This is a genomic window from Larkinella insperata, from assembly GCF_026248825.1.
GTDB classification, from domain to species: domain Bacteria; phylum Bacteroidota; class Bacteroidia; order Cytophagales; family Spirosomataceae; genus Larkinella; species Larkinella insperata.
Genome location: NZ_CP110973.1, coordinates 3,305,610 through 3,318,426, shown reverse-complemented (window position 1 = coordinate 3,318,426; position 12,817 = coordinate 3,305,610). Strand labels below are relative to the sequence as shown.

7 protein-coding genes are annotated in these 12,817 nt (G+C 55.3%); 2 read left to right on the top strand and 5 right to left on the bottom strand.

Annotation, left to right across the window (positions count from 1 at the left end):
• Window positions 1–43: 43 nt before the first annotated feature.
• Entirely contained in the window at window positions 44–2,422 is a 2,379-nt protein-coding gene (locus tag OQ371_RS13360; protein ID WP_265988437.1) for an ABC transporter permease, read from the bottom strand.
• 133 nt (window positions 2,423–2,555) lie between these two features.
• The gene (locus tag OQ371_RS13355) at window positions 2,556–4,994 is read right to left on the bottom strand and encodes an ABC transporter permease (RefSeq protein ID WP_265988435.1); all 2,439 of its coding nucleotides are present in this window, start codon (window positions 4,992–4,994) and stop codon (window positions 2,556–2,558) included.
• 240 nt (window positions 4,995–5,234) lie between these two features.
• Between OQ371_RS13355 and OQ371_RS13350 the strand changes: the two genes are divergently transcribed.
• A complete protein-coding gene (locus tag OQ371_RS13350) occupies window positions 5,235–6,533 on the top strand; it encodes a M20/M25/M40 family metallo-hydrolase (protein ID WP_265988434.1) in 1,299 nt (432 codons plus the stop codon).
• A 53-nt stretch (window positions 6,534–6,586) separates the two neighbouring features.
• Here the strand turns inward: OQ371_RS13350 and OQ371_RS13345 are convergent, their stop codons facing one another.
• The 3 genes from OQ371_RS13345 to OQ371_RS13335 all read right to left on the bottom strand — a co-directional run bounded on the left by OQ371_RS13345 (window position 6,587) and on the right by OQ371_RS13335 (window position 12,324).
• Window positions 6,587–9,052: an ABC transporter permease gene (locus OQ371_RS13345; RefSeq protein WP_265988433.1), complete on the bottom strand. Its 2,466-nt coding sequence runs from the start codon at window positions 9,050–9,052 to the stop codon at window positions 6,587–6,589.
• A 164-nt stretch (window positions 9,053–9,216) separates the two neighbouring features.
• Window positions 9,217–9,816 (bottom strand): hypothetical protein, encoded by a 600-nt coding sequence (locus tag OQ371_RS13340; protein WP_265988432.1) that lies wholly within the window; start codon window positions 9,814–9,816, stop codon window positions 9,217–9,219.
• Between the two features lie 138 nt (window positions 9,817–9,954).
• On the bottom strand, window positions 9,955–12,324 hold the full coding sequence (locus OQ371_RS13335) for an ABC transporter permease (protein ID WP_265988430.1): 2,370 nt from the start codon (window positions 12,322–12,324) through the stop codon (window positions 9,955–9,957).
• A 38-nt stretch (window positions 12,325–12,362) separates the two neighbouring features.
• On the opposite strand from OQ371_RS13335, the gene OQ371_RS13330 reads away from it, so the two are divergent.
• Entirely contained in the window at window positions 12,363–12,806 is a 444-nt protein-coding gene (locus OQ371_RS13330; protein WP_265988429.1) for a hypothetical protein, read from the top strand.
• The last annotated feature ends 11 nt before the right edge of the window (window positions 12,807–12,817 follow it).

The window sequence follows — 12,817 nt, the reverse complement described above, 5'->3', positions numbered from 1 at the left end:
TACGCCCCGACTTTTCGCTCATTATTCTCCGTCTCTACGTCCTTTATTCCGACCGCAGCGAGGTCACCGGATTGAGCAGGGCGGCCCGGATGCTTTGGAACGAAACCGTCAACAAGGCAATGACAACGGCCAGCCCACCCGCCAGCGCGAACACCCACCAATGCAGACTGATTCGGTAGTCGAATTGCTGAAGCCAGTCGTTCAGGAAATAGGCCGCCAGGGGCGATGCCAACACACAGGCCACCACCACCAGGCCGACAAACTCGCGGGAAAGCAAGCTCCACAAACTGACCACGCTGGCGCCCAATACCTTCCGGATGCCAATCTCTTTGGTTCGCTGCTCGGCCAGCGATGCCGCCAGCCCAAACAGCCCCAGACAGGCAATGAAAACCGCCAGCATGGCAAAGACGCCCGCAAGTTTTCCAAGTAGCTCCTCTTGCCCGAACTTTCGGCTATACTCATCATTGACGAACTGATAATCAAACGGATACGCCGGATTGAATTTTTGAAAAATCGGTTCAATCCGCGACAGGGCTTCGGCGGTGCCGACGTGAGCGGTCAGCCGGAAGATGAGGTATTCCTCATACGGAAGACCCGTCAGCAGCATGAGCGGATGAACGGGCAGGTAAGGCGAATCGATGATCGAGTTTTCAACCACACCCACCACGCGCAGCTTGCGGCCGGGGTCCCAAACCAGGCTCATTTCCTGATTCAGCGGTTCTTTCAGCCGCATGGCCCGCACGGCCGCTTCGTTCAGAATCACCGACAACGAATCGGCACCGGTAGGGCTGAAATTGCGCCCACGTTTGAGCTTGATGCCCATCGTTGCCAGGTACTCCGGCGAAGCCGAGATCAGGTTGAGCCGCATGATTTCGTCGGGCGCTTTGCCGGACCAGTCCACCCGCGTATCGCTCGAAATGGTCGTGGCCGGGCTCGACGCTTTGGTAACGCTTTCGACCGCCCCTGACCCAAGCAGTGCATTCCGCACGGCTTCGTAATTCCGCTGTAAATCGGCGTTCAGCGAAACCGTCAGCAGCCGATCCGAATCATAACCCATCGGACGGTTTTTTGCGTACTGAATTTGCTGGTAAACCAGAATAGCGCTGATGATAAACGCAATGCAAGCCGTAAACTGTACCACCACCAGCACTTTGCGCGGCCAGTTGACCGTCCGACCCGCGTGAACACGGCCCTTCAGCACCCGCACGGCATTGAACCCGGACAGGTAAAAAGCCGGATAGCTGCCCGCCAGAAGACCTGTGATGAAGGTAAAGCTCAATGCCAGCAGCCAGAAACCGGGTTTGGACCACGGGAAGGTGAGTTGTTTTTGCGTAATCCCGTTGAAGACCGGCAGCAGGAGCAGCACCAGCACCAGGGACAGCCCAAACGCCAGCCCGGCCACCAGCAGCGATTCGCTCAGAAACTGCCCAATGAGCTGCGACCGGAACGAGCCCACCGATTTCCGTACGCCCACTTCCCTAGCGCGTTTTTCGGAACGGGCCGTGGCCAGATTCATGAAATTGATGCAGGCAATCAGCAGGACCGCCAGCCCCACGAAGCCAAAAAGCCGCACATACCGGATGAAGCCGCCGGTATTGTGCCCGTTCTGAAATTCGCCGTACAGATGCCATTGGGCCACCGGGTGCAGAAACGCTTCGAAGATCGATTCCGGATTGTGGCGCTTGATGATGCCTTTCAGTTTGGCGTCGACTGCGGCCCGACTGGCGTTTGGGTGCAGTTCAACCAGATAATCGATTAGGTTGTTGTTCCAGTCGGTCCGGGCGGTCTGCACCCAGGGCAGATTCAGTTCGAGGTGCCGGAAAGGAACCAGAAAATCAAAATCCCAGGCGGTGTTGGCCGGTAGTTTTTTCAGAACGCCACTCACTTTCAGATCAAACTGGTTGTCGAGCCGCACCGTTTTTCCAACCGGATCGGCTTCGTCAAAAAGCGCCCGGGCCGTCTCCTCGGTCAACACCACCGAATTCGGGTCGCGCAGGGCCGACTTCCAGTCACCGGACCGCATCGGCAACCGAAACATCGCCAGAAATTCCTCACCGACATTCTGCGCTTTCCGCAGCACTTTCCGTTCGCCGACCTGCAAGGCCGTTTCGCTCTGCATCCTCGACGGCAAGCTTTCCACCACCCGTTTGATTTCCGGCATTTCCGTCCGTAAAACATCCCGCAGCGGCAAGGCTGCATTGGCCTGGGTCGTGGTTGCGCCGTTGGCCGTCCGGTTCTGCATGATTCGGTACAGATTGGCTTCGTTTTCGTAAAACCGATCGAAAGTCAGTTCGTCCCACACCCACAGGCCGATCAGCGTCGCCACGGCCATCCCGACCGCCAGCCCCAGGATGTTGATAAAACTGAACCCACGGTTTTTCCGCAGACTGCGCCAGGCGATTTTCAGGTAATTTTGAAACATGGTTGTCCGTCTTGATTTGCAGCCCAAGGTACGTACAGCCCACTAATTCAGTCCGTTAAAAAAAGTTAAGAATGCAGAGTCAAGAGTAGCGCTGCGGTAGCCAACTCTTAACTCATCACTCTTCATTCCTAACTCATTCCGCCCGCAGGGAAGTCACCGGGTTGGCCAGAGCAGCTTTGATGCTTTGGAAGGAAATGGTCACCAGGGCGATCAGGGTAGCCAGCAAACCGGCACTGGCAAAAATCCACCAGGTCAGGTCCATTTTGTAGGCAAAATGCTGTAACCAGTATTGACTCGCATACCAGGCAATCGGCGAGGCAATCAAAAAGCCGATCAAAACGAGCTTCAGAAAATCCGTCGAAAGCAGCGCCACGATGCTGCCCACCGATGCGCCGAGGACCTTCCGCACGCCAATTTCTTTGGTGCGTTGCTCGGTCATGAAGGTGGCCAGCCCGAACAAACCCAGGCAGGCGATGAAGATCGCGAGCAGGGATGCCGCCATGAAAATCGCGCCGAACTGCTGCTCCGCCTGGTATTGCCGGTTGTAGTTTTCGTCCGCAAAAAAGAATTCGAACGGGTTACCCGGATAAGCCGCTTTGTACAGCCGCTCGAGTTCCGCCATTTTAGCCTGAACCTGATCCGTGGTGAGCTGAATCGTCAGCCAGTTGCCGTGATTCTGGGGCAGAAAAATAATGGGGGCGATGGTTTCCCGCAGCGACTGGTGGTGGTAGTCTTTCACAACGCCGACGATTTCAAACGGTTTTCCCCAGCTCACAACCTTGCCCAGCGCGTCAGTCGCCGAAGCAAACCCCAGGTGCCGGGCCGCCGTCTCGTTCACCAGCAGTTTGGTATTTTTCTCCCAGCCCACTTCCGATTCCGGGGCGGTAAAGTTTCGTCCAACGGCCAGTTTGATCCCGTAGGTAGCCAGAAACCGGTGGTCGATAAAGCCCATCGAATACACTTTCTTGCCGTCGCCGGGCTGCGGGTTTTGCCGGGTAATCCCGTCGGTCGAAAAGTTGTAATAATTGCCGGGCACGGTTCCTGTATTGCAGTAGTTTTTTACGTACGGACGCTGTTCCAGTTCGTGCTCAAAAGCCGCCATGCGCGACGAAAAAGACGCGTCCTTTCCGACCTCCGGCCCCTGAATCACCACCCGTTGCTCCAACTGAAATCCAAGTTTCTGATTTTGCATGAACTGCAACTGTTGGTACAACACAAACGTACCAATCATCAGCACCAAGGAAACCCCAAACTGAAAGACAACCAATGATTTACGCAACGAGCCGCCTTTGGCACTCTTGCCGAAAGCTCCCTTCAGCGTTTGAAGCGGCTGGAACGATGACAGCGCAAAAGCCGTGTAACCGCCCGACGCCACCGCCCCGAAAATCAGCAGGCCCAAGCCCACCAGCCAGAACCGGTTAGACAGCAGCATACGCAACGACAACTCCTTGTTGACCAACCCGTTGAAAGCCGCCTGAAGACCGCTCACCAGCAGCAGGGCCAGCCCAAAACCGAGCAGGTTCAGCAAGAAGGACTCGCCCAGAAACTGCCCGACTAACTGCCCACGGCCCGCTCCCACCACTTTCCGAACGCCCACTTCTTTGGCCCGTTTCAAGGCGCCAGCGGTCGATAAGTTAACGTAATTAAACCAGGCGATTATTAGAATCAGCCCGGCGATACCGCCCAGCAGGTAGATGACGCCCAGGTTGCCGGTGGTTGGGTACGGATCGCTAAGGGATGCGCCCAGGTGCAACTGCGCGGCCGGTTGCAGGTGCATCCGGTTTTCGTCCTGGGGCCGGATTTTCTTTTTCAACTGATCAAACTTCTCCTCCAGTAAGCGGTAATCTGTGCCTTCCGGAAGCTGAAGAAAAGTGGTCAGATAAGCGCCATCGAAGCTGTCGAGCCGCGCCCACTCGTTGCCGTTGAGGTTGGCCGGATTCGCCAGGGTCTGCAACGAAAACACCAGCCCAAACTGCAAATCCGAGTTCTGGGGCATGTCGGCGTAAACCCCCGTTACGGTATAGGGCGTCTGCCCAAACTGATTGTTCAGCATCAACACCTGACCGATGGCTTTTGCCGCTCCAAAATATTTCCGGGCGTAGGATTCCGACAGGGCTACGGTGTTCGGGCGGGTCAGGGCCGTAGCGGCATCGCCCTCGAGCAACGGAAACGTGAAAAGTTCAAAAAAACTGGCGTCGGCCAACGCCAGACTGGTTTCCCGGAAAGCCTTTGTATCCTGCGGATTTTTCGAATTGGTGGTGCTGACAATGCCGGAAATGGAGTTATCGACAATCCGGCAGAAGCGCCGGACTTCCGGAAACTCCTGCTTCATCACCGTAGCCACCGCCGGAGCCATATCCGCCCAGACATCGCCCTGCTTGTTCTGCCAAACCATGCGGTACAGCGTCGGTAAATTCCGGTGAAAACCGTTGACGCTTTTTTCAAAGCTGATGTATTCCAGAATCAGCAGAAATGCAGCAATACCGAGCGCCAGGCCCGCCACGTTTACGCCCGAGAAAAGCTTGTTTTTCAGGAGGTTTCGAAACGCAATTTTAACGTAATTGTAGAGCATACGGGTTATAGAGCTAGAGACAGACAGAAGGATTAACGCAAACGATGCACCAAAAAGAAAGTTACCCTGATAATCAACCGGTTAATGATACCGTAAATCTAAAATGTCCGCAATCGGACGGTTATCATTTTACTTTCGGACAATCCGGCGGAAACGTATATAGGCTAAACCCGCCGTGTTCATTTCTTGACCGAAATCGCTATTTTTAGCCGACATTCGCCATTCTCTTCATCAAAATCCATGATTCAACTGCTCAGATCCACGGCTTTCCATTTCGTACTTCTCGGCTTATGCTTTACGAATCTCCGCGCTCAGGAAACCGTGCCGGTCGACAAACGCTACACCGATGAAATCAAGGCACTGGCGAATCGTCCGGCGGTGAAGGCGGCTTTTCAGACCTTGATGGACCTGGAACCGCAAACCAAACAGGACCTGATTACGCTGACCGAAACACCGGCTCCCCCCTTCAAAGAGGAAGTGAAAGCCCGAAAATATGCCGCCATGCTGAAAGAAGCCGGGGTTGATTCGGTCTGGATCGACGACGTGGGCAACGTGATTGGCAAGCGCAAAGGCCGCTCCGGCAAACGCACCGTTGTGGTGGAAGCGCACCTGGATACGGTTTTCCCGGAAGGCACCGACGTGCAAGTGAAGCAGAAAGGCGACACACTCTACGCGCCCGGCGTCGGGGATGATACCCGCGGCCTGGTCGCCCTGCTGACGGTGTTGAAGGGGTTGGAAAAAGCAAAGATCGAGACCGATGCCGATGTCTGGTTTGTTGGGGCCGTGGGCGAAGAAGGGTTGGGCGACTTGCGGGGCGTCAAGCACCTGTTTAAAACGGCTGGTTCCAAAATCAATTCCTACATCGCCGTCGATGGCGACGGCATCAGCGAAATTGTGCACCGGGGGCTAGGCTCCTACCGCTACCGGATTACATTCAAGGGTCCCGGCGGACATTCGTACGGCGCCTTCGGGATTGTGAACCCGCACAGCGCGCTGGGTAAAGCGATTCATTACTTCACAGACGAGGCCGACAAATTTACCCGCCAGGGAATCAAAACCACCTACAGCGTCAGCGTGATTGGCGGGGGCACTTCGGTAAACGCCATCCCGTTTGAGTCGTGGATGGAAATTGACATGCGCTCCGAAAGCCCCGAGCGGCTCAACGGCATCGACCAGTTGCTGCAAAAAGCCGTTCAGCGGGCCTTGAAAGAAGAAAACGGCCTGAAGCGCAGCGGCCCGGATTTGACGGTAGACATCAAAAAAATCGGCGACCGTCCTTCCGGCAAAATCGAACCGACGGTTCCGCTCGTTCAGCGGGCTATGGCGGTTTCTACGTATCTGGGCGCGAAACCCCGGCTGGAGGTTTCCTCGACCAACGCCAACACGCCGATTTCGCTGGGCGTTCCGGCCATCACCATCGGCAGCGGGGGCACGGGCGGCAACGTTCATTCCCTAAAGGAGTGGTGGCTGAATGACAAAGGGTATCTCGGACTGCAAAACGTGCTGCTCGTGCTGCTGGCCGAAGCGGGGATAAAATAACCTGGGGCCGCGAATAACAATAGAAGCACATTGTTGTCCGTAGCCCCTGGCGGTTACTCCGTTCGCAAACTTTCCACCGGGTTCATCAACGCCGTTCGGATGGTGTGGTAACTGACAGCCGCCAGCGCCACCAGAAAGCCCAGACCGCCCGCCAGCGCAAAGATGGTCCAGTTTAAGTCGATGCGGTAGGCGAAATTAGCCAGCCAGCGGTTCATCAGCCAGGTGGATAGCGGGATAGCCAGACCAAACGACACGGCAACCAGCGCCAACGTCCGGCGGTTTAGAAGCAGCCACAACTGCCCAACCGTCGCGCCCATGATCTTCCGGATGCCCACTTCTTTGATCCGGTTGATGGCCTGAATGCCCGCCAGCCCGAACAAGCCCAGAGCCGCAATCAGCAGGGCAATGCCAGTAGCCAGTTGCGTCAGCGTGGTCCAGCGCTCATAGTCGCGGTAACGGGCCGCCAGATCCTGATCCAGAAAAGAGTACTCAAACGGTTGTCCGTCGGAGAGTTGCGGCCAGTCCCGGGCGATGCGGGCCACTTTGTCGGGCAGGTTGCCGGGGGTCAGTTTCAGGTAAAATACGCCCTGGTACCAAAGCGCAATTTTGTAGTAAGCGGGCAGAATGGCTTTGGTGAGCGGTTCGATGTTGTGGTCGTTCACCACCCCGATAATTGTCCGCCCGTTGAGCGCTTCCAGCGGTTGGTTAAAAACCAGTTCGTCACCCAGCAGCTTCGCCAGCGTCTCGTTGACAACCACGGCTTTCACACTTTTGGCGCTGTCTGAGCTAATTTTTGGCGAAAAAAGCCGCCCCTGCCGGAGCTTGATGCCCATCAGGTCAAAGAAATGATAGTCGATAGCCTGCTCCAGCGCCCAGTATTTCTGGCCTTTGATGGTGGTTCCGTTCCGGTTAAAACCGTCTTCGCCGTAGGCTCCGGCGCTGCTGGCGATCATTACGACATCCGGGTTGGTGGCCTGGTAACGCAACAACCGTTCATACACCAACGAACCACGGTCGGTCCCGAACGGCTGTAAATTCTTGATTTTAAGCACCAGATCTTTGGTCAGGCCCAGGTCTTTTTCCTGGATGAACGTCAGTTGCCGGTGCATGGTAATGCCTGCCATCACGAGCATCAGGGAAAGCACAAACTGCACGCCCATCATTCCCTGAATGACCAGCGGATTGATTTTGTAGGTACGGTTCTGGCCCAGAAACAAGGTGGGGCGAAACCGCGCAAATAACAGCGCCGGGTAAATTCCCGCCAGCACGCTAACCGCCCCGATCATGGCAAGCAGGCCCAGCAGGTTACCGATTTGCAGCACGTCAAAAACCGACAACGTGCGGTCGGTCAGGGCGTTGAACGTGGGCAACAGGACCAGCGCCAGAAAAAGGCTGATTACCGCAGCCAGCCCCACCACCAATACGGTTTCGAGCCAGAGCTGCACCGCCAGTTGCTGCGGAGAAGCCCCCACCACTTTCCGCACGCCCACCTCCTGCAGGCGACCCGCCAGTTTTGACAGCGAGATAATGATATAATTAAGTCCCGCAACGAGCAGAATCAAAACACTGATGGAAACCAGCAGGTAGACGTTGGTGGGCGAAACCGTGCAGTTCCAGCGCTCGTTGAACGAAAAATGCGTATCGACCAGCGGACGAATCGTGAGCAGGAACGGCTTATGGGCCAGACGGCTTTTCTGTTCGGGCGAAGCATATTTCTGTACGTCATCAATCATTTCCTTGAAAAGCTGCGGGCCTACGGCGGCCAGTTTGGCCGTGGTTTGCGGCAGCGACGCCGTTGCTCTCAGTTTGCCCAGGGTGTAAACGTTGCTGGTATTGTAGCGCCGTTCGAGCTGCTCGCGGTACGACGGATCACTTTCCAGCCGCACAACCAGTTCTGCATTCAGGGTGGTATTCGACGGAGGATTCTGCATCACGCCCGACACCGTATAAACCCGCCCGTCGTAGTGAATGGCTTTTCCAATCGGATTTTCGCCCGCAAATAGTTTTTGCCGCAGCCCTTCCGAAATGACGGCATTGTGCAATCCGGCCAGCACCTGTTCGGGTCGGCCAAGGGTGAGCGGAAGCGAAAAGAACGTGAAATAATTGGCGTCCGTGTGCAGAATCGCCTTTTCATAAACCGATGTTACCCCGTATTTCACCACACTTTCGTACGGCCGGGTCATTCGGATAACGTCCTGAAATTCGGGCAGCTGCTGCTTGATTTCCAACCCAAAAATCACCGGAAAAACAAAACTGTGGTTTTCTTCGGCCGAAAAGAAAGGGAGGTTCAGCGGGCGTAAAGCCGGTTTGCCTTCAAAATCAAAAAAATCGGTCGATTCAAACCGGTAAATCCGGTCGGCGTCGGCATGAAAACGGTCGAAGGATCGTTCGTGATTGACAAACGCGTAGGTCAGCAGACCAAAGGCTAGCGCAACGGACAAACCGGCCAGGTGGATGGCAGAATAAACCGGGTCGCGACGGAGGCCGCGCAGAGAAACTTTGAGATAATTTTGGAGCATGGTTCAGGAATATTTGCAGGGACGTTAGAATTGCAGGAGGGCAACACGGTGAAAAGACACACTTCGCAGAGCGACGTTGCATCACGACGTAGCGCAAAACAAGAACCCCGGCGAAAGCGCTACGGCATCCCGACGGGGTTCTTCCAATGTCAGTTTATTACTGCCTATTTCCGGGCGTTCGACAGACCCAGGCTCCGCTCGGTGTCGGCAATGAGCCGCTGCCGCTCGTCTTCGGATTTGCCCTGGACGTTGAGCGTTCGCTCGAAGACGTGTTCTTCCCCGTCCAGTTTGTATTCGTATTTGAGTTTCAGCCGGTTGTTCTCCGAATCTTCGGTGATGGTTTTGGTGTACGGTGTTCCGTCCGGGGCCACAATGACGTTTTTAGGCAAATTACCGTCGTCATTTTTCGAACGGTTGGCGGTGCTGGCGTTTCGGTTCACGACCGCGACATCACCCGATTCGTAGCGGGGAGGCCGGGTGCTGCGAAGGGTGCCCGGGGCTTTCGGCGGGCGCGGTGGGCTTACGGCCACATGCACACCCAGCGAATCCTGAATGTGGCTCACCAGATAGTCTTTTTCCTCCTTGCTCATCCCCGTCGCATCGAATTCTTCGTCGTAATGAACCTCCCGGCCGGCCTGTTCGACATCGATCTTTATACGTACAGTTTTTCCATTATCGCTAATGCTCCGGCTGACCGACGAGCGCTCCTGTCCGACGGCCACGACACTGATTCCCAAAAGTGCGAGGGTAATTGCTGTTTTCATTGTGTTTACTGTTATACCTTGAAGTGGAACGATGGAAGCTTAAACGACTAACCGGAACGGCCAGCGCAATCGCGTATTTTTTATAACCTTTTACTCCTCTATTCAGCGTCATTCAGCCGGTTTCTGGAGCCTTCAGCGTCAGGGCTCTTTCAGGCTATTCACCGGATTCATCAACGCGGCTTTCACCGACTGGTACGAGACGGTCAGCAGCGCAATCAGAACGGCCAAACCACCCGCCCATGCGAAACTCCATCCTTCCAATCCCACACGATACGCGAAATCCTGCAACCAGCGATCCAGCGCATACCAGGCAACCGGCGCAGCAATGAAAATGGCAATGAAAACTAACTTGAGAAAATCTTTGGAGAGCAATAACACCACGTTAACGACGGAGGCACCCAAAATCTTGCGTATCCCGATCTCTTTTGTTCGCTGTCCCGTTGTAAAGGTAACTAAACCAAACAGTCCCAGGCAAGAAACCAGCACAGTTAATGCCGCAAAACCGTTAAAAACCGTCGTCATCAGCCGGTCTTTCGCGTATTGCGCTTCGACCGATTCATCCAGGAATTTATAGTCGAACGGATGCGCCGGGTAATGCCGCTGCCAGATTGCTTTGACCACCGCCAGGTGCTCAGGCTGCATGTTCATCATCAGGCTGCTGGCCGGGAATGTGTTGTAAACAATGACCAGCGGCTCCACCAGGTTGTGCAGGGAACGGTAGTGAAAGTTTTTGACCACGCCGATCACTTTCCCTTTGTGGTCGAAACCGCTGATGGTCTGCCCGACGCCCTGCTTCCAGCCCGCCATTTTGACAAACGCTTCGTTGACGATGAAGCCGCCGTTCAGGTCAGCTTTTGATTGCGACGAAAGGTTCCGGCCGTCCTTTAGCCGGATGTTCAGCAAGGGCAAAAACTGGTCGTCGACAAACAGGTAATTGGTCATGATTTCGCGCTTCCGTCCGTTGCTGGCGATGTTTGTTGAAGCCATTGGCAACAAACCGCCCACCTGCATACCCGACCCCAGCGTGACCCGGTCTATTTCGGTACGGCTTTTCAGGCTGTTGGCCAAAGCGACGGCTCCCGCCCTGGCGGTCGAATCGTCGGGCAGGTAGACGATCAAAATGCGTTCTTTCGTGAAACCCAAATCGTGATTTTGCAGGAAGTTCATCTGCTGCCGGATCACCAGCACCCCCGCGATCATGCCGACGGCCAGGACAAACTGAAAAACGATGACCGATTTGCGCAGCCAGGCTCCTTTGCCGTAGGTTCCGAGCCGGAACGCCGGTCCGCTTCCTTTCAGCGCTTCGACGGGCCGGTAATTCGACAGAACAAACGCCGGATACAGACCGCCCGCCAGCGTGATGAGCCCCCACGTAACGAAAAGCAGGGCAACCGCATCCGGAGCCGCTATTTGCAGCCGCATACTCAGCAGTTCGTTGAAAAACGGCACGGCCGCCAGCCCCAAAAACACCGCTACGCCAACCGCCAGCCCGCTCAGGAGCCACGATTCTAACAAAAACTGCCGGATGAGCTGCCCCCGTTGCGCTCCGTTGGCCTTCCGCACGCCCACTTCCCGGGCCCGTTCGGTGGCTTTGGCGGTGAGCAGATTGATGTAGTTCAGAAGCGCAATGACCAGCACAAACACGGCCAGAAACGCGAATAGATACCCGTACTGTTTGTTGCCTTTGGGCGTATCGACCATTTTGCCCTCGCTGTAATGCACGTCTTTCAGAAGCTCCACCGGGAAGCGGAGCGAATAGCCTTCCGCTCCCATTTTCTTCAGTTCCGGATTGGCGTATTTGTCGGCGATCTGCGCCAGTTTCCGGCTAAAATCGGCCAGATTGGGCTGCTGGCGGAAAAGGACGTAGGTGTAGCACGGAAAATCGTCGTCTACCCACGAACGGACGCCCTTGAATTCGCGTCCTAACAGGGCGCTTACGGGCAGGTCGGTGTTGCTGGGCGCATCGGCCATGATCCCCGTAACCTGGTAAAGCCGTTTATCAAATTCGATGGTCTGGCCCAGCACGTCGGTCTTCCCGAAATATTTTTTAGCCAGCCGTTCCGTCAGAACCACGCTGTTTGGGCTGGCCAGGGCCGTTGCCGGATTCCCGGCCAGGAACGGATACGAAAAAACCGTAACTATGTCCCGGTCAGCGAAATACACATCCGGTTCTTTGAGCAGCTTTTCCCCGTGCCGGACGATCCCTTCAAAAGGCGTCAGCCGCACGGCCGTTTCTACTTCCGGATAATTCTGCTTTAAGGTTGTTGCCAGTGGAACGGGGCTCGACGCCAGCACCAGGGGTGATTCGGGCGTTGTCATGAGGCTGGTGACGCGCACGATCCGGTCGGCGTTGGCGTGAAAACCGTCGTACGAAAATTCGTGGGCTACATACAGCGCCATCAGCAGACAGGCGGCTAACCCAATGGCCAGCCCCCCGACGTTCAAACCCGTGTATAATTGGTTGCGCCAGAGGTTACGCAGGGCGATTTTGACGTAGTTGCGAAGCATCGATTATTGTAGTAAGTTTGATTAAAACACGATGAATTATGTACTTCCCTCCTACCAATCCCCCATCGGTTGTCCATGAAGACTGGGGTGTCTGGGCTCCTGCTGCGCACCAACGGGTTATTGCTAAATTAACCGTTGGCCTGGGTGTGCTCTTTTATCGTGAACACGCCATTTCGCTGGAACCGTTGCCCGAAGCGATGCTGGACGAAGGGAAAGCCAGTCCAGTGCCCGACATTTTACTTCAGGACGATGAGACGGACCAAACGCCGATTATCATTGAAATCTGTCATACCAAAGGACTGAAAGGTGATCTGCAAAAAGTGATTCAACTCATTGATGACGATTTGTACGGTATTCTGGAAGGCTTCGTTTATGATTATAAAGCCAGCCGCTGGTACCGGTATCGCCGGGGTGATGGGGCTATTGCTACCCCCTCATCGTATTCCGACATTTTGCAGTTGGATTTGAACAACTTCCTGTGAGTATCTCCACC